The following is a 16,781-nucleotide window of genomic DNA, read 5'->3' on the forward strand; positions in this document are numbered from 1 at the left end:
GACCAACACACCTTTCAAAACCACCACGAACCCTGTGGGAGCGGGCTTGCCCGCGATAGCGATCTGTCAGTCACATCAATATCGACAGGGAGGCCGTCATCGCGGGCAAGCCCGCTCCCACAGTGTTTTGCAGTGTTCTAAAAACGTGTGTTTGTCACTCAATCAGGAAGAAAAGATTTCCGTGTAGCGACGAATCCATTGGTCATGCACGGTGGCCAGGAAGGCGTTGTCGTGCATGATCGCCTTCTCGGCAATCTGCTCTGGCGTGAGGATGTACGGGCTCTTGCGCGCTTCGGCGGAGATGATCGCCTTGGCGTTGACCGGGCCGTTGTAGATGTCTTCAGCCATCTTGCCCTGCACCAGCGGGTCCAGAGAGTGGTTGATGAAGGCGTACGCCATGTCGGTGTCGCCCGGACGGTTCTTCGGCATCACCGATTGCATCAAGTCGGTGTAGAAACCTTCCTTCATGCCAAAGGTTGCGCTCAGGCCGTAGGCCGGGTCGCGGATCTGTTTCGGGAAGAATGCCGGTGCGTACAGGCCGCCCATGTCCAGCGAACCGGTGCGGAACAGCTCGGCGATCTGGTTCGGGTTTTCACCCAGGGTGACCACGCGATCTTTCAGCTCGGCGAGTTTCTTGAAGCCCGGCTCAATGTTGTGCTCGTCACCACCGGCCAGTTTGGCGGCGATGATGATCAGGTCCATGGCCTCGGTCCAGTTCGGCGGCGGCAGGAAGATGTTTGGCGCAGCGTCGGCATCCCACAGGGAGGCGTAGCTGGTTGGCGCTTCTTTCTGGGTGCGGGTGCTGTAGACCAGGCTGTTGCACCAGAGCAGGTAACCGATGCCGTGGCCATTGGCGCCGGTGCGGTATTTTTCCGGGACATCGACCAGGTTCGGGATGCGGTTGAGGTCGGGTTTTTCCAGCAGGTTGGCGGCGGCCAGACCTTCGGCGCCGACGCCGGCGAGGGTGATGATGTCGTACTGCGGACGATCACCGCCGGCCTTGAGTTTGGCGACCATTTCCGAGGTGCTGCCGGTGCGGTCAGCGATGACTTTGCAGCCGTACTTGTCTTCGAAGGTCGCGGCGATGTTGCGCAGGGCTGCCAGGCCAGTGTCATCGGACCAGGTCAGCAAACGCAGGGTCTTGCCCGCAAAGCGTGTGTCGCTGGCATTGGCCTTCATGAACGGCATGCTCATGGCGGCCGCTGCCACCGAGGCTACGCCTACGGTCTTGATGAATTGACGTCTGTTCAGATCATGTTCGCCCATTACGGACTCCCTTTGTTTTTGTAGGTATAAGGCAGGTCGAAACTGTTGCATCCGCGCGACCGGATCTGCATTAGCCCCCGTATTTTCGGGGGTTTGGCTGAACCGGCAAGTTCATCCTGAGGTCGTGTAAAACACCTGACTATCGATAAAAACTCATCGAAGCCATGACGCCAGCGCATGCCTCCTTTCGAGGCATGCGCTGACCTTTTTCGTGCCGTCAGACCGCCCGAATCACGTGTTTGATTTCCTGGAACGCCTGCAAGCCCCACGGCCCCAACTCGCGGCCGATGCTGCTCTGCTTGTAGCCGCCCCAGGCGGTTTGCGGAAAGATCACCTGCGGCGCGTTGATCCACACAAGGCCCGCCTGCAAAGCGTTGGCGACCCTATCAGCGGCCTCGACATTACTCGTGACCACGCTGGCCACCAGACCGAACTGGCTGTCGTTGGCCAGGGCAATCGCCTCGGCTTCGGAGGCAAAACTGCGTACGCAGATCACCGGGCCGAAAATCTCTTCACACCACAGCGCACTGTCGAGGGGCACTTCAGTGAAAATGGTCGGCTGCAAAAAATAACCGCGCGGCAGGTCGGCCGGACGATTGCCACCACAGATCAGCTTGGCGCCGGCGCTCAAACCACGATCGATGTGGCCGAGCACACGCTGGTATTGCGCCTGATTGACCAGAGCACCCATCTCCACCGCCGGGTCGAACGGGTCGGCCACGCGAATGGCTTCGGCGCGCGCCTTCAGGCGCAGCAGGAATTCATCGGCCAGTTCATCGGCGACCAGCACACGGCTGGTGGCGGAACACATTTGCCCGGCGTTGAAGAAACCACCGCCACAGGCCACTTCCACCGCCAGGTCGAGGTCGGCATCGGCCAGCACCAGCAACGACGATTTGCCACCCAGTTCCAGGCTCACGCCTTTGACGGTTTCCGCCGCACGCTGCATGACTTGCACGCCCACCGCGTTGCTGCCGGTGAAAGAAATCTTGGCGATGCGCGGATCAACCGACAGTGGCGCGCCAACGGCCAGACCGGTGCCGCACACCAGGTTGAAAACGCCGGCCGGCAACCCGGCTTTAGCGATGATCGACGCCAGTTCCAGCTCCGGCAGCGGTGTCACTTCCGAAGGCTTGAGCACTACGCAGCAACCGGCGGCCAGGGCCGGGGCGAGTTTCCACGCGGTGGTGACCATCGGGAAATTCCACGGCACGATCAGGCCGACCACACCGGCCGGCTCGCGGCGCAGACGCGCGCTGAAATCGTCGCTCGGCAATTCAACGGCGCTGTCTTGTTTAGCGTCGAGGCCTTCGGCCAGACCGGCGTAATACTCAAACGTCGCGATCACGTCGTCGACGTCGATGGCCGCTTCGAACAATGGCTTGCCGTTGTTGCTCGACTGCAAATGCATCAACTGTTCGCGACCGGCCTGCACGCCTGCGGCGATATTGCGCAGGATCGCGCCGCGCTCGGCTCCGGTGGTTTTCGACCAGGCGGCGAAGGCGTGGGTGGCCGCGCTCACCGCCTGATCGACAGACTGTGCATCGCCGCCATTGACCGTGGTCAACAAGGCTTCGGTCGCCGGGTTGATCACACGCAAGTGTTCGTGGCCGGCCGACCATTGGCCATTGATGAACAGACCGTCGAGCGTGGTTGGAAAACTCATTTCGACACCGCCTTCATCCACTGGGTCTGATCGATTTCAATCAGGGTCGGGCCTTGGCGATCCGCCGCGGCACGCAGTGCTGTGCGCAGTTGCTCGACACCGCTGATGGCTTCCGCCGCGCAGCCCAAGGCCTTGGCCACACCGATGAAGTCCGGGGTGTAGATGTCCACGCCGACCGGCTCGATGGCGCGGTTGACCATGTATTTCTTGATCTCTTCGTAGCCCTGGTTATTCCACAGCAGCACGATCACCGGGGTGCGCGCTTCAACGGCACTGGCCAGTTCCGGCAGGGTGAATTGCAGGCCGCCGTCGCCGATCAGGCACACCACCGGAGGACGCGAACCGCCTTCGACGCTGCCGCCGAGCCAGGCGCCAATCGCCGCCGGGAGGGCGTAACCCAAGGTGCCGTAACCGGTGGACGAGTTGAACCAGCGACGCGGGCGCTCGGGGTTGAAGGTCAGGTTGCCGGTGTACACAGGCTGGGTCGAATCGCCGACGAATACCGCGTCTGGCAGCTCGTGCAGGACGGTTTCGAGAAAGCGTGTTTGCGCCAGGGTCGGGGCATCCCAGCTCTCGGCGAGTGCCTCACGCAAACGGGAGGCACGCACGTGACCCCAATCATTGGCGCGCTCGGCCAGGGACTTGTGGGACAGCGCGCTCAGCAATGCCTGAGCAGCGTTGCGCGAGTCGGACACCAGCGCCACGTGCGGCGGATAGTTGCGCACGGTCTGGTCCGGGTCGATGTCCACGCGCAGCAACTGGCCAGGAATCTCGAAACCACCGGCGAAGGTGACGTCGTAGTCGGTCTCGGCCAGTTCGGTGCCGATGGCCAGGACCACGTCGGCTTCGGCCACCAGTGCGCGAGTCGCGACCAGGCTCTGGGTCGAACCGATCAGCAACGGGTGACTGGATTCGAGCATGCCTTTGGCGTTGATGGTCAGGGCCACCGGCGCGTCCAGCAGTTCGGCCAGTTCAGTCAGTTCGGCAGCCGCATCGATGGCACCGCCACCGGCGAGAATCAGCGGGCGCTTGGCGCCGGCCAGCAATTCGGTCATGCGCGAGACGGCGGTCGGCGATGCACCGGCGCGGTCAATGTTCACCGGTACGCTGGTCAGCAGGTCATCGGCTTCTTCAACCAGCACGTCCAACGGAATTTCGATGTGCACCGGACGCGGACGGCCAGCCTGGAACAGCGCAAAGGCACGGGCCAGCACGCCCGGCAACTCGGACGCCGACATCAGGGTGTGGGAGAACGCCGCCACACCGGCGACCAACGCGCCCTGGTTCGGCAGTTCATGCAGCTTGCCGCGACCGCCGCCCAACTGGCTGCGCGATTGCACGCTGGAGATCACCAGCATCGGGATCGAATCGGCGTACGCCTGGCCCATCGCGGTGGTGATGTTGGTCATGCCAGGGCCGGTGATGATGAAGCACACACCCGGTTTGCCGCTGGTGCGGGCATAACCGTCGGCCATGAAACCGGCGCCCTGTTCGTGACGCGGAGTGACGTGGTTGATGCTCGAACGGGCCAGCCCGCGATACAGCTCCACGGTATGAACCCCGGGAATGCCGAACACCTGCTCAACCCCGTAATCTTCGAGTAACTTGACCAATACTTCGCCGCACGTCGCCATTGTGTTTTGCCCTTCTTGTTCGTTTGAGACGCCGGGCCTGCGCAGTGTTTATGATGAGTGGGCAGGTCCAGGGATGGCCTCATTGGAACGGGCGACACGTAGCCGCAACAATGGATAAAAAGTCATACTAGCCATGTCCTCACGTCATACCTTGGATCCCAATGAAACGACTGCCTCCCCTGCCGGCGCTGCACACTTTTCTGATTACCGCGCAGTGCTGCAACTTCACCCGGGCCGCCGAACAGCTGCACATCACCCAAGGCGCGGTAAGCCGGCAGATCGCCGGGCTCGAAGATCACCTCGGTTATGAACTGTTCATCCGCCAGGCTCGCGGCCTCGATCTGACGGCCGAAGGACGGGAATGGCTGCCACGGGTGCAGCAGATTTTCGGCCTGATCGATGAGGCCGTTGAACAGATCGGCGAGAAGCGCGAAACCCTGCAACTCAAGGCGCCGACCTGCGTGATGCGCTGGCTGTTGCCGCGTCTTTTGCAGTGGCAACGGGAGCGGCCGGACGTGCCGGTGGAACTGACCACCACGGTCAAGCACGGCGTGGATTTTCATCGTGAGCAGTTCGATGCGGCGGTGATGTACGGCGTGCCATCGGACAGCACGTTGGCCTCGCAACGCCTGTTTGAAGAAATATTGACGCCGGTCTGTTCCAAACCGCTGCTTGAAGGCCCGGTGCCGTTGCAGACCCCGGAAGACCTTCAGCGGCACATGCTGCTGCACCCCACCCGTGATGAGCGTGACTGGAAAGCCTGGCTGGCCACGGCCAATGTGCGACTGAACAATGTCAGCAAGGGTCAGCACTTCGAAACCCTGGACCTGGCGATGTCGATGGCCTCACAGGGGACGGGGGTAGCGATTGGCGACTGGTCGTTGATTGGCGATGACTTGAGCGCCGGGCGACTGGTGATGCCGTTTGAGTTGAAGGTGAAAACGGGGTTGGCGTATTACCTGGTTTTGCCGCACAAGCCCGCACCTTCGCCGAAGTTGCAGGAATTGTTGGTGTGGTTGGTGGAGCAGGCTCAAGCGCGGTGAAAGCCTAAAATCTTGCTGCAATCCCCTTGTAGGAGTGAGCCTGCTCGCGATGGCGTTGGGTCAGTCGACATCACTGTTGAATGATCAACCGCTATCGCGAGCAGGCTCACTCCTACAGGGGATCGGTGATCTCAGTAGCCTACTGTGAACCGCTGGCGGTAGTGCTTCGGCACTTCCACTTCATCGATCATCGCAATCGCATAGTCGGCAAACGTGATCCAGCTGCGCCCTTCACGGCTCACCAGCAAATCATCCTGGCCGATCCGGAACACCCCCGTGCGTTCCCCTTCGACAAACTCCGCCGACGGTGACAAGAAGGTCCAGTCCAGGTCCTTTTCCTGTCGCAGGTTCTCAAGGAACAACGCCCCGGCACCCGCCTCGGCTTTGTACGCATCGGGAAAGCCCTCGCTGTCGATCACGCGAGTTCCGCCCGGCAACAACAACGAACCGGCACCGCCCACCACCAGCAGACGTTTCACCCCGGCCTTTTTCACCGGCCCGATCACCGCCGCGGCGGGCAGCGTCGAGAAATGCGCGGCGCTGATGACCACGTCATGACCCGCCACAGCGGCTTGCAACGCTGCGCCATCAAGGGCATCGACATGCTTGCTGACCACACCGGCACGCTGACCGATCTTCGACGTGTCGCGGGCAATGGCGGTGACGCTATGACCACGACGCAGGGCTTCTTCCAGCAATTGGCTGCCGGCACGGCCAGTGGCCCCGATGATTGCGATTTTGCTCATGACGTTCTCCAGTTGGCTTGGATGTAGATGTTGATCGTTCCCACTCTGCGTGGGAACGATCATTCACAGGTGTCCGGTCATTCGCCCCACTTCATCTCGCCCTTGGCGACTTTGGCGCTCAGCTCCAGCGAGCTTTCTTCGCCCAGCGTCGGGAAGCGTTTTTTCATCGCGGCGATCAGTGCGGCGGAATCCTTGGCCTTGGCGGTTTCTTCGTCGAACGCCTTGATGTATTCAGCCGTGAACCGCACGGCCGCCAGGGAGCGGGCGCTGTCACCGAGGTAATGACCCGGCACGATGGTGTTCGGTTTCAAGGTTTCGATGGCGTGCAGCGTCGTCAACCAATCGGCGTGGGACTGCGGGGTTTGCGTGTCGGCCATCCAGACATGGATGTTTTCTGCCACAACCACCCCACCGACAACCGCTTTGATCGATGGAATCCAGACGAAGGTGCGGTCCGGCTGCTTGCTGTCCAGCCCCACCACCTGCAATTTCTGCCCTTCCAGTATCAGGCTGTCGCCCTTGAGCACGCCGGGCACGATGGTTTTCGCCGGTACGTCAGCGCCCATTTTCGGGCCCCAGAACGCCAGTTTGCCGTCGACGGTGTGCTTGATGTGGTCCACGGTTGGCTGCGAAGCCAGCACTTTGGCGTTGGGGAACGCGGCGGTCAGGGTGTCGAGGCCGAAGTAATAATCCGGGTCGCCATGGCTGATGTAGATGGTGGTCAGTTGCTTGCCGCTGGCGCGGATTTTCTCGACCACCTGCTCGGCTTGGGATTTGCCGAACTGCGCATCCACCAGAATCGCTTCTTTCTCACCGCTGACCAGCACCGACGTCACCGGGAAGATCGCCTTGTCGCCGGGGTTGTAGACATCCAGGGTCAGGGTCGAGGCCGCCGCTGCATGGGCCGCGAAGCCGAGAGCGGCGGTGGCCAGCAAAATACGCTTGAGGGTGGTGAAACCGATCATCTGTTGCTCCGTAATCCGAATGCCATGCTTGGCGATGGGAGGGAGCTTAGTTGCATGACTCAGTACAAAAAATGCGATGCTTGAACATAGTTTGTTTCTGAAAGCGGGCAAATCATGGATCGTCTTCAAGCAATGCGCGTATTCGTCACGGTGGTCGACCTCGGCAGCCAGTCGGCCGCCGCCGATCATCTGGACCTGTCACGGCCGGTGGTTTCACGTTATCTGGCGGAACTGGAGGACTGGGTCGGTGCCCGGTTGATGCACCGCACCACCCGCAAATTGAGCCTGACCGCCGCCGGCGCCGAGATGCTGCCCCGCTGTCGGCAGATGCTCGACTTGTCCACCGACATGCAAGCCGCCGTGAGCGAGCCGGACGATGCACCGCGTGGGTTGCTGCGCATCAGTGTCAGCACTTCGTTTGGCCAGGCGCAACTGGCGGACGCCATGGCGGCCTACGTCAAACGTTACCCTGGCGTCAGCATCGACCTGCAGATGCTCGACCGCACCGTGAACCTGGTGGATGAGCGCATCGATCTGGCGATCCGCACCAGCAACGACCTGGACCCGAACCTGATCGCCCGACGGCTGACGGTCTGCCGCTCGGTGATCTGCGCCTCCCCGGGCTACCTGCGCGAACATCCAGCGCCGCAGCGGGTCGAGGACCTGAGCCAGCACAATTGCCTGACCCATTCCTACTTCGGCAAAAGCCTTTGGCATTTCGAGGAGGACGGCGAGCCGGTCTCGGTGACGGTGCAAGGCAACATCAGCGCCAACGAAGCCAGCACTTTGCTGCGCGTAACCATCGCCGGCGCCGGGGTGGCGATGCTGCCGAGTTATCAGGCCGGTGTGCATATTCACAGCGGCGAACTGATCCGCCTGTTGCCCGAGGCCGAGCCCCGGCAGATGAATATTTATGCGGTGTATGCGTCACGCAAACACATGCCAGCGGCGTTGCGCAGCCTGCTGGATTTCCTGGTGCTCAGATTTCCCGAAGAACCAGCGTGGGATATCGGCCTGTAACTCGCCGCAACCTTTGAGCTCGCTCCCACAGTAGGCACATCAGTGTTCTGAATATCGGGGTACGTACGATGCAGCTTTAGTGGCAACTCACCCGCGCTGACCTATGCTCAAAGTAATACCCAAGGGTATTTCGTTCAGAGGTCCACGCCATGAACATCAAAACAAGAAGGTACCTCACCATTTTCATCACCTGCGCGGTGACGCTGGCGCTGTATGGCACCGCAGCCTGGCGGGTCGAGCAGGCACGGCAACTGCCCCGTGAATTTGCGAGCTGCAACTTCGAACGCTGCATCCCCCACAACGCGACCCTCAATGCCCTGCGGTGACCCAGGGGATCAGGCCTCGTTGTCCTGATCGGCCTTCAAGCGGTCGCGGAACGCCTTGGGCGAAATACCCACGCGACGCCGGAACAGGCGTGTGAAGTTTGTAGGATCGGAAAACCCCAACACATCGGACATTTCATAAATGGTCATGCTGGTGTAGGTCAGCAACCGCTTGGCCTCCAGCAATTGCCGTTCGTGCATAATCTGCAACGCCGGTTGCCCCGCCAGTTCACGGCACGTGCCGTTGAGGTGGGACACGGAAATCCCCAGCCGATGCGCGAGGTCTTCGACCTTGACGTGCTGACGGTAAGTCTCTTCCACCAGCTGGATAAACCCGTTGAGGTATTCCCGGGCGCGCTGCGGACGCTGGCTGGCGTTGCGGCGGGTGATCACCTGCCGGCTGACCCAGACCATGATCACGCTGACCAGTGAATGCATGAGCATTTCACGCGCCGGTTGGTGACCGGTGTATTCGTCTTGCAGCGCTGAAAACAGGCTGTTGAGGTAGTCACCGTCCTTGCCCGCCGGGTAGCTTTCAGCCTGGGCCAGCGCATTCACCGAGTTGCCCAGTTGCGCTTGCAGATGGGCGATCAGCGGCGCGGCGAGGGTCAAGACAAACCCTTCGACGTCTTCGGAAAATCGATAACCGTGCACCGACAACGGCGGCAGGATCAGCACGGTCGGCTCAGTCAGTTGCGTGCGTTTACCTTCGATCTCAAGCTCTGCCTGACCTTTGAAGATGAAGAGTAACTGACACAAATCGGCGTGACGGTGGGGTTTGATTTCCCATTGGTGTTCGCGGCTGCGTTTGGAAATGGTTTCGCAGTGCAGCAAGTCGGGGGTCGGCCAGTCCAGGCTTTCACCGTAGAGCTTGAACACTGGAATCGAAGGCAGGTCAGGCTTGTTCATCACTTCAATCCAGGCCTCGGGGGGTTACGGGCGATAATCGCACCGATTGGCAGAAAGAACAGGTATCGGCTCAGTTTTCACCTTCAATTGACAGACTCGCAAGGGAAAAATGCAAGCACTCGATCCATAAAAATAATTCACCGGCCTTGGTCGCGTGGAGCTTGCGAGTCCTGACAACAATGAAAACGCTGAAAACCCAAATCGCCATCATTGGCGCCGGTCCTGCCGGTTTACTGCTCGGTCAATTGCTGCACAACGCCGGTATCGACACCCTCATTCTTGAACGCCAGAGCCCAGATTATGTGCTCGGGCGAATCCGTGCCGGGGTCCTTGAACAAGGCATGGTAGAGCTGTTGCGTCAGGCTGGTGTGGGTGGGCGGATGGATGCCGAAGGCCTGGTGCACACCGGCTTCGAACTGGCACTCGATGGCCGTCAGGTACACATCGATTTGCAGGCATTGACCGGCGGCAAAACCGTGATGGTGTATGGCCAGACCGAGGTCACCCGTGACCTGATGGCCGCTCGTCGGGAGGCCGGCGCGCAGACGATTTATGACGCCGTCAACGTCATGCCACACGGGATGAAAAGCGCAGAACCTTTCGTCACCTTTGATAAGGATGGCGAGACGTATCGCCTCGATTGCGACTACATCGCCGGGTGCGACGGTTTCCACGGTGTGGCGCGCCAATCGATCCCCGACGACTGCCTCAAGGTGTTCGAGCGGGTCTATCCGTTTGGCTGGCTCGGCATCCTCGCCGACACGCCGCCGGTGCACGAAGAACTGGTGTACGCCCGCCACGAGCGCGGTTTTGCTTTATGCAGCATGCGCTCGGCGACCCGCACCCGGTATTACCTTCAGGTACCGGCCGAGGACCAGGTGCAGGACTGGTCGGATCAGCGTTTCTGGGACGAGTTGAAATTGCGCCTGCCGCCAGCGTTGGCAGCGTCGTTGGTCACCGGCCCGTCCATCGAAAAAAGCATCGCGCCGTTGCGCAGTTTTGTCGTTGAACCGATGCAATTCGGGCGCATGTTCCTGGTCGGCGACGCGGCGCACATCGTCCCGCCCACCGGCGCCAAGGGCCTGAACCTGGCCGCCAGTGACGTCAGCACGTTGTTCAATATTCTGTTGAAGGTCTATCGGGAAGGACGCGTGGATTTGCTGGAGAAATACTCCGAAATCTGCCTGCGCCGCGTGTGGAAAGCCGAGCGGTTTTCCTGGTGGATGACGTCTATGCTGCATCGCTTTGACGACCATGACGCGTTCAGCCAGCGCATCAGCGAGTCGGAACTGGACTACTTTGTCGGCTCCGAAGCCGGTCGAAAAACCATTGCAGAAAATTACGTCGGGCTTGCGTACGAGGCTATCGAATAGCTTGCTACCGACTTACACTGCGAGCATTCCCGCTCGCCTTGCCACTTGCGGGTCCATCTCTGCCCGCAGGTTTCACCGTGACCAATCTCAACCAGCCTGACACGCCCAAACCGGCCATTCGCAGCGTGCTGATCGCCCTGATGCTGGCGATCTTTCTCGGCGCGCTGGACCAGACCATCGTCGCTGTCTCGATGCCGGCGATTTCCGCCCAGTTCAAGGACGTCAGCCTGCTGGCCTGGGTGATTTCCGGGTACATGGTGGCGATGACGGTGGCGGTGCCGATCTACGGCAAGCTCGGCGATTTGTATGGTCGGCGCAAGTTGATGCTGTTCGGCATGGGCCTGTTCACCCTCGCCTCGTTGTTCTGCGGCATGGCCCAGAGCATGGAGCAATTGGTGCTGGCGCGGATCATTCAGGGCATCGGTGCCGGCGGGATGATTTCGGTCAGTCAGGCGATCATCGGCGACATCGTCCCGCCCCGGGAGCGCGGTCGTTATCAGGGTTACTTCAGCAGCATGTACGCCGTGGCCAGCGTGGCCGGCCCGGTGCTGGGCGGTTACATGACCGAGTATTTGTCGTGGCGCTGGGTATTCTTGATCAATCTGCCCCTGGGACTGGGTGCCTGGGTGGTGGCCCATCGAACGCTGGTCGGGCTGCCGGTGCCGCAGCGCAAACCTGTGATCGACTACCTCGGCACGTTGCTGATGATCATCGGCTTGACCGCGTTGTTGCTGGGCATCACGCAGGTCGGTCAGGGTCATTCGTGGCGCAGCGCGCAAGTGCTGGGACTGTTTGCCGGCGCGGTGGTGATTCTTGGGATGTTCGTCTGGCATGAGCGCCGGGCACGGGAGCCGTTGTTGCCGATGCATCTGTTCGCCAACCGCAACGCGATTTTTTGCTGGTGCACGATTTTCTTCACCAGTTTCCAGGCGATCTCGCTGATCGTGCTGATGCCGCTGCGCTTCCAGAGCGTCACCGGCGCCGGTGCCGACAGCGCCGCACTGCACCTGTTGCCGCTGGCGATGGGTTTGCCGATTGGCGCCTATTTTGCCGGACGCCGGACCTCGGTGACCGGGCGCTACAAACCAATGATCCTGAGCGGCGCGGCGCTGATGCCGATGGCGATTCTGGGCATGGCGTTCAGCCCGCCTCAGGCGTTTGTGCTCAGCAGTTTGTTCATGTTGTTGTGCGGGATCGCCAGCGGCATGCAATTCCCGACGTCTTTGGTCGGCACACAGAACTCGGTGGACCAGCGCGACATCGGTGTCGCCACCAGCACCACCAATCTGTTCCGCTCCCTGGGCGGCGCGGTGGGGGTGGCGTTGATGTCGGCGCTGCTGCTGGCGTTGTTGCAGGATTCAAGCTTCGCGCACATTGCCGGTTCGTCGCTGATCGTCGAGGGCAGTTCCGGGAATGTCTTGCTCGACGGTTTGAACGCCGCGCCGGGCGATGCGCAAAACGCCTTGCGTGCGGAGTTGTTGCTGACGTTCAGGTATTTGTTGATGGTGAGTGCGGCGGTGTCGTTGCTGGGACTGGCGGCGGCGATTGCGATGCCGAATATGTTGCTGCGGGGGCGGGAAGACAAGGTCCGGTAGACACACCGAGTCGTCTGCCAATCGCGAGCAGGCTCACTCCTACAGGGGATCTCCGGTGCTCACAATATTTGTGTACGGGCGGAGATCCAGTAGGAGTGAGCCTGCTCGCGATAGCTATCTGTCAGTCACAGTGATTCAAGGGCTGTAATACCCGACTGCCACCAGAAAATGCCCGACCTTCTTCAGGTAGGCATGCTTGTCCTCAACCTTGTTGGTCACCGGGTTTTTCCAGCGGTATTCGTATTCGCCGTAATCCTGCTTGGCCATCAACGCCAGGATCGGCTCGCCCACCGGTTTGCCCTCCGGGTCCTTGATCTTGCCGAAGTCGGTGTTGATCAGCCGCAGGTTGGTGCCGTGGGCCACGTAGCGTTGGGTGTCCAGGTCGACGACGAACACGTACAGGTCATCCTGCAGGTAACCGCCCTTGAGGGAATTGATCGCGGTCAGTGTGCCCTTCTCGTCCTTGGCCAGATCGGTCGCGGCTTTGTTCAACAGCGCCATCGCCTGTTCCGCTGACGCCCGTGGCAGGTAGTAACCGACCGCCAGAATCCGCTGACCGACGCGCTGATAGAACACATGTTTGCGCTCGACCTTGCCGTCAGACCAGTTCTGCCAGCGGTATTCCGCCTGCTGGATGCCATTGCCCTCCGGCACTTTCAAGGCGTCCTTGAAGGCTTTCTGCAAGTCCGGCCCGAGGGTCTCGGTGACATCCCGCCCGATCAATGCCGCCGACGGCCCGCCACTGGCGAGCATCACGCCCTTGGTATCGACCACGAACACATAGCGATCCTTGTCGACAAACTCGCCCTGACGGCTGAACGCCGCAAAGGCCTTGTCGCCATTGTCGTGGTAGTAAGCCAGGGCTTTTTCCAGCAAGGCTTTGGCGGCCTGGCTGTCATCCTTTTCCGCCGTGGCGGCGTGAACCTGCCCCAGGCACAGCAATAGCATCCCGCCCAATAAGGCCAGTTTGTGCAAAACCCCCATAGCGCATCCCTCGTTCTTGTCGGTGTTTCAAGAGCGTAGACGGCAATGGGAGATACACCCGGTCCTGAAGCAGCGGTCGAGCCTTGGCGAGGCTGCGTCTGCGGTCTACCTGAAAGACCGCTGGGTAGATTTTACGACTGCTTCGCAGCCGGACGCCGCCTCGCTGGAGCTCGACAGCGGCTACAGGGGCCCGGGGGTTACTGGCGGGCGCGCAGTTGCTGCTGCAGGTTCTGGATCTGCGCCTGAAGGGTGTTGATGTTGCGGGTGACCTGGGCGCGGAATGCGTCGAACTCGGCGGTATTGGTGGAGCCTTGCGCTGCGGCCGGGCGGTTGTCCTGCTCGCTTTTGAGCACGATCATGTCTTGTTCCAGGCGCTCGATCGCGGCGCTTGGGTTGCCTTGTTTTTTCAGCGCGACGATATCGGCGCCGAGGCTTTTAAGCTGTGCGTCGAATTTGCTGCTGTCGTCCGGGGCGCTTTTCAGGGCGGTCAACTCAGTGCTCAAGGCTTTTAGCTGCGCCTGCAACTGAGTATTGGCCGTCTGATGCTCGGTGCTCTGGGCGGCAAGCTGCGCCAGACGTTTATCCAGGTCGCTGGTTTGTGCGGTCATTTGCGCCAGGCGCTTGTCCAGATCGGTGGTCTGACCGACAACACCCTGCTGCTGTTTGCTCTGATCCAGCAGTTTGGTTTCCAGATCCTTGATTTGCAGTTTCAGCGCTTCGCTGTCGCTGGTGACGTTGGTCTGGCTGGCGACGACCTTGCCGGAAATATCCTGCAAGCGTCCCGCCGCTTCCTCACTGATGCGCGCGAAACTTTCCTGGGTTGCGACCAGTTGTTGTTCCATCAACGAAATCTGCTGAAAACTCCACCAGGCCAGGCCCGCAAACGCAAAAAACAACGCGCCGACCAATGCCCACAGCGGGCCGGTGCTGGCGCTTTTGACCTTCACCACCGGCACTGGACGGGAATGCACGCTGGTACGGACGGTGGGCGGAAAATCATCATCGTCGAGGCTGTCGGCACGCAGGCTCGGGACATCATCGAAATCGTCGTTGGCATCGTTACGCATGGACATTGAGTCAACCTTTGTGGAACGCGGTGATGGCTTTATGCGGCGAGTATAAACCCCACTGCCGCACCGATTGACTCTCTATACCCCACTCGGTTCAGTACGGGCAGGCAGGTCCTGGCACGTCAGCGGATGTCCTGGGCCTTCCACCAACTGCAAAATTCATCGAGGGCGGCCCAGACACTGACTTTCGGATCGTAGTCCAGATAATGCCGGGCGCGGCTGATGTCCAAGGTGAAATTTTTGTTCATGACCTGCATGCCCAGTCGCGACAAGGTCGGCTCGGGGCGCCCCGGCCACAGCTTGCACACCCCTTCGTTGAGTGCCGCGACGGTGTAGCCCAGACCGTAGGAACGGTAGCGCGTCACTTGTGGGACTTGCATGTTGCGCATGACGTAATTGACCACGTCCCACAACGGAATCGGCGTTCCGTTACTGATGTTGTAGGCCTTGCCCAAGGCCGAGCCACTGGCGAGCAAACTGCTGAGCAACGCTTCGTTGAGGTTTTGCACGCTGGTGAAGTCGACCTTGTTCAGGCCGTTGCCGATGATCGCCAAGCGTCCTTTGCGCTGCATTTTCAGCAGGCGCGGGAAGATGCTCATGTCACCCGCACCCGTGACGAAGCGCGGGCGCAGGGCCAGGGTTTCGAGGCCGAACTCCTGGGCGCCAAAGACTTTTTGCTCGGCGAGGAATTTGGTGGCCGCATAGGGATGCTTGAAGCGCTTGGGCACTTGTTCTTCGGTCAAACCCAGATGATCACGGCCATCGAAGTAGATCGACGGCGACGACAAGTGCACCAAGCGCCGAACCCGCTGTTTCAGGCAGGCTTCAACCACGTTTTCGGTGACCTGAACGTTGCCTTGATGAAAGTCCTGATAACGCCCCCACAGCCCCACCGCCCCCGCGCAATGGACCACGGCTTCGACGTCTGAACACAGGTCGCGCGCCAGTTCCGGGTCGCTCAAGTCGCCCTGAATGAACTCGGCGCCACGGCGCACCAGGTGTTCGACGCTTTCGGCCCGGCGACCGTTGACCCGCACGTCCAGGCCCTGCTCAAGGGCGAAACGCGCAAAGCGTCCGCCGATGAAGCCGCTTGCGCCGGTGACCAGAATTTTCATGTAGTGCTCCACAAATGCAGCGGTGAGCTTCAAGCCACAAGCTGCAAGTTAAAAACGATCCGCAAGCGCTTCACTTGCCGCTTGCAGCTTGACGCTTACGGCTGTGTCCAAGGCACCAGCCATTGCTTCGACGAACGCACCAATTGATCGGTCAACAACCCCAGAAGCTGACCGCCATTGCGCCAATGATGCCAGTACAGCGGCACGTCGATGGGCTTATCTGGCAAAAGCTCCCGCAAAACACCGCGTTCCAGTTGCTCACGCACCTGCAATTCCGGCACCAGCCCCCAGCCGAGACCGGCCTCGGTCAAGCGAATGAAGCCTTCAGACGAGGGACATAAATGGTGTTCAAAACCGCCGTCGACCCCAAGGGAGGCGAGGTAGCGATGCTGCAGGAAATCGTCCGGGCCAAACACCAAGGCCGGGGTTTTCGCCAGTTGATCGGCGCGCACACCTTCCGGAAAATGGCGCGCGATGAACGCCGGACTGGCCAACGCCCGATAACGCATCGCCCCCAGCAAAACGCTGCGGGCCCCGGCCACCGGGCGTTCACTGGCGCAGACACAGGCCGCCACTTCGCCGGCGCGCATGCGTTTGAGGCCGACGGTCTGGTCTTCGACCACCAGGTCCAGCAACAAATGTTGTTCGGCACAGAAATCGCCCACCGCTTGCGCCCACCACGTGGCGAGGCTGTCGGCATTCAAGGCGATGCGCAGACGCTCCGGCAGCCCTTCTTCATCCAGCGCTGGCACCAGGGTTTGCAAGTCGCGCTCCAGCAAACGCACTTGCTGCACATGGTTGAGCAGGCGCCGTCCAATTTCCGTCGGCGCCGGCGGTGTGACCCGCACCAGCACCGGCTGGCCGACCCGCGCCTCCAGCAGTTTGATCCGCTGGGAGATCGCCGATTGCGACAAGCCCAGCACCTGCGCGGCCCGTTCGAAACCGGCCTGCTCGACCACGGCGGCCAGGGCAGAGAGTAATTTATAGTCGAACATCAGTTTTCCTAATGAGCGATCAGCATGATTGGTTTTTCTTATACAGGTTAGCAGCGGAGAATGCCCAGCAAGATCTC

15 protein-coding genes are annotated in these 16,781 nt (G+C 60.8%); 5 read left to right on the forward strand and 10 right to left on the reverse strand.

Annotated elements, in window-relative coordinates:
* Positions 1-162 precede the first annotated feature (162 nt).
* The 3 genes from SB725_RS18415 to SB725_RS18425 form a co-directional block, all read right to left on the reverse strand.
* A complete protein-coding gene (locus tag SB725_RS18415; protein ID WP_027922889.1) occupies positions 163-1,266 on the reverse strand; it encodes an extracellular solute-binding protein in 1,104 nt (367 codons plus the stop codon).
* A 217-nt stretch (positions 1,267-1,483) separates the two neighbouring features.
* A complete protein-coding gene (locus tag SB725_RS18420; RefSeq protein ID WP_410922453.1) occupies positions 1,484-2,932 on the reverse strand; it encodes an aldehyde dehydrogenase family protein in 1,449 nt (482 codons plus the stop codon).
* The gene (locus tag SB725_RS18425; protein ID WP_410922454.1) at positions 2,929-4,566 is read right to left on the reverse strand and encodes a 5-guanidino-2-oxopentanoate decarboxylase; all 1,638 of its coding nucleotides are present in this window, start codon (positions 4,564-4,566) and stop codon (positions 2,929-2,931) included. Before SB725_RS18425 ends, SB725_RS18420 begins: the two co-directional genes overlap by 4 nt.
* Before the next feature lie 161 nt (positions 4,567-4,727).
* Between SB725_RS18425 and SB725_RS18430 the strand changes: the two genes are divergently transcribed.
* Positions 4,728-5,609, forward strand: coding sequence for a LysR substrate-binding domain-containing protein (locus tag SB725_RS18430; RefSeq protein ID WP_410922455.1), 882 nt, complete (start codon positions 4,728-4,730; stop codon positions 5,607-5,609).
* 131 nt (positions 5,610-5,740) lie between these two features.
* On the opposite strand, the gene SB725_RS18435 is transcribed toward SB725_RS18430, so the two are convergent.
* On the reverse strand, positions 5,741-6,355 hold the full coding sequence (locus tag SB725_RS18435; protein ID WP_410922456.1) for an NAD(P)-dependent oxidoreductase: 615 nt from the start codon (positions 6,353-6,355) through the stop codon (positions 5,741-5,743).
* A 77-nt stretch (positions 6,356-6,432) separates the two neighbouring features.
* Positions 6,433-7,320 (reverse strand): MBL fold metallo-hydrolase, encoded by an 888-nt coding sequence (locus SB725_RS18440; RefSeq protein WP_059182248.1) that lies wholly within the window; start codon positions 7,318-7,320, stop codon positions 6,433-6,435.
* 114 nt (positions 7,321-7,434) lie between these two features.
* On the opposite strand from SB725_RS18440, the gene SB725_RS18445 reads away from it, so the two are divergent.
* Both SB725_RS18445 and SB725_RS18450 read left to right on the forward strand, forming a co-directional pair.
* On the forward strand, positions 7,435-8,340 hold the full coding sequence (locus SB725_RS18445; protein ID WP_218186575.1) for a LysR family transcriptional regulator: 906 nt from the start codon (positions 7,435-7,437) through the stop codon (positions 8,338-8,340).
* Between the two features lie 149 nt (positions 8,341-8,489).
* Positions 8,490-8,666, forward strand: a complete 177-nt coding sequence (locus SB725_RS18450; protein WP_170219114.1) for a hypothetical protein — start codon at positions 8,490-8,492, stop codon at positions 8,664-8,666.
* Between the two features lie 9 nt (positions 8,667-8,675).
* On the opposite strand, the gene SB725_RS18455 is transcribed toward SB725_RS18450, so the two are convergent.
* Positions 8,676-9,572: a helix-turn-helix domain-containing protein gene (locus SB725_RS18455; protein ID WP_027922882.1), complete on the reverse strand. Its 897-nt coding sequence runs from the start codon at positions 9,570-9,572 to the stop codon at positions 8,676-8,678.
* Positions 9,573-9,751: 179 nt separating this feature from the next.
* Here SB725_RS18455 and pobA point away from each other — a divergent pair, with 179 nt between their 5' ends.
* Both pobA and SB725_RS18465 read left to right on the forward strand, forming a co-directional pair.
* Complete coding sequence (pobA, locus tag SB725_RS18460) at positions 9,752-10,945, forward strand: 4-hydroxybenzoate 3-monooxygenase (protein WP_410922457.1); 1,194 nt, start codon at positions 9,752-9,754, stop codon at positions 10,943-10,945.
* 77 nt (positions 10,946-11,022) lie between these two features.
* The gene (locus tag SB725_RS18465; RefSeq protein ID WP_027922880.1) at positions 11,023-12,540 is read left to right on the forward strand and encodes an MDR family MFS transporter; all 1,518 of its coding nucleotides are present in this window, start codon (positions 11,023-11,025) and stop codon (positions 12,538-12,540) included.
* A 135-nt stretch (positions 12,541-12,675) separates the two neighbouring features.
* On the opposite strand, the gene SB725_RS18470 is transcribed toward SB725_RS18465, so the two are convergent.
* The 4 genes from SB725_RS18470 to SB725_RS18485 all read right to left on the reverse strand — a co-directional run bounded on the left by SB725_RS18470 (position 12,676) and on the right by SB725_RS18485 (position 16,704).
* Positions 12,676-13,524 (reverse strand): cache domain-containing protein, encoded by an 849-nt coding sequence (locus SB725_RS18470; protein ID WP_027922879.1) that lies wholly within the window; start codon positions 13,522-13,524, stop codon positions 12,676-12,678.
* 197 nt (positions 13,525-13,721) lie between these two features.
* A complete protein-coding gene (locus SB725_RS18475) occupies positions 13,722-14,597 on the reverse strand; it encodes an ATPase (RefSeq protein WP_027922878.1) in 876 nt (291 codons plus the stop codon).
* 119 nt (positions 14,598-14,716) lie between these two features.
* Positions 14,717-15,709: an NAD-dependent epimerase/dehydratase family protein gene (locus SB725_RS18480; RefSeq protein WP_027922877.1), complete on the reverse strand. Its 993-nt coding sequence runs from the start codon at positions 15,707-15,709 to the stop codon at positions 14,717-14,719.
* Between the two features lie 95 nt (positions 15,710-15,804).
* On the reverse strand, positions 15,805-16,704 hold the full coding sequence (locus SB725_RS18485) for a LysR family transcriptional regulator ArgP (RefSeq protein ID WP_059182246.1): 900 nt from the start codon (positions 16,702-16,704) through the stop codon (positions 15,805-15,807).
* Positions 16,705-16,781 lie beyond the last annotated feature (77 nt).

Origin of the sequence: Pseudomonas sp. SIMBA_041, assembly GCF_046535095.1 — a bacterium.
GTDB lineage: Bacteria > Pseudomonadota > Gammaproteobacteria > Pseudomonadales > Pseudomonadaceae > Aquipseudomonas > Aquipseudomonas mucoides.

Bases quoted from the DNA above. Each gene is read 5' to 3' on its own strand.
- SB725_RS18430 (WP_410922455.1), top strand. From the start codon at position 4,728: ATGAAACGACTGCCTCCCCTGCCGGCGCTGCACACTTTTCTGATTACC.
- SB725_RS18445 (WP_218186575.1), top strand. From the start codon at position 7,435: ATGGATCGTCTTCAAGCAATGCGCGTATTCGTCACGGTGGTCGACCTC.
- SB725_RS18455 (WP_027922882.1), bottom strand. From the start codon at position 9,572: ATGAACAAGCCTGACCTGCCTTCGATTCCAGTGTTCAAGCTCTACGGT.
- SB725_RS18450 (WP_170219114.1), top strand. From the start codon at position 8,490: ATGAACATCAAAACAAGAAGGTACCTCACCATTTTCATCACCTGCGCG.
- SB725_RS18485 (WP_059182246.1), bottom strand. From the start codon at position 16,704: ATGTTCGACTATAAATTACTCTCTGCCCTGGCCGCCGTGGTCGAGCAG.
- SB725_RS18480 (WP_027922877.1), bottom strand. From the start codon at position 15,709: ATGAAAATTCTGGTCACCGGCGCAAGCGGCTTCATCGGCGGACGCTTT.
- SB725_RS18425 (WP_410922454.1), bottom strand. From the start codon at position 4,566: ATGGCGACGTGCGGCGAAGTATTGGTCAAGTTACTCGAAGATTACGGG.
- SB725_RS18420 (WP_410922453.1), bottom strand. From the start codon at position 2,932: ATGAGTTTTCCAACCACGCTCGACGGTCTGTTCATCAATGGCCAATGG.
- pobA (WP_410922457.1), top strand. From the start codon at position 9,752: ATGAAAACGCTGAAAACCCAAATCGCCATCATTGGCGCCGGTCCTGCC.
- SB725_RS18440 (WP_059182248.1), bottom strand. From the start codon at position 7,320: ATGATCGGTTTCACCACCCTCAAGCGTATTTTGCTGGCCACCGCCGCT.
- SB725_RS18475 (WP_027922878.1), bottom strand. From the start codon at position 14,597: ATGTCCATGCGTAACGATGCCAACGACGATTTCGATGATGTCCCGAGC.
- SB725_RS18415 (WP_027922889.1), bottom strand. From the start codon at position 1,266: ATGGGCGAACATGATCTGAACAGACGTCAATTCATCAAGACCGTAGGC.
- SB725_RS18435 (WP_410922456.1), bottom strand. From the start codon at position 6,355: ATGAGCAAAATCGCAATCATCGGGGCCACTGGCCGTGCCGGCAGCCAA.
- SB725_RS18470 (WP_027922879.1), bottom strand. From the start codon at position 13,524: ATGGGGGTTTTGCACAAACTGGCCTTATTGGGCGGGATGCTATTGCTG.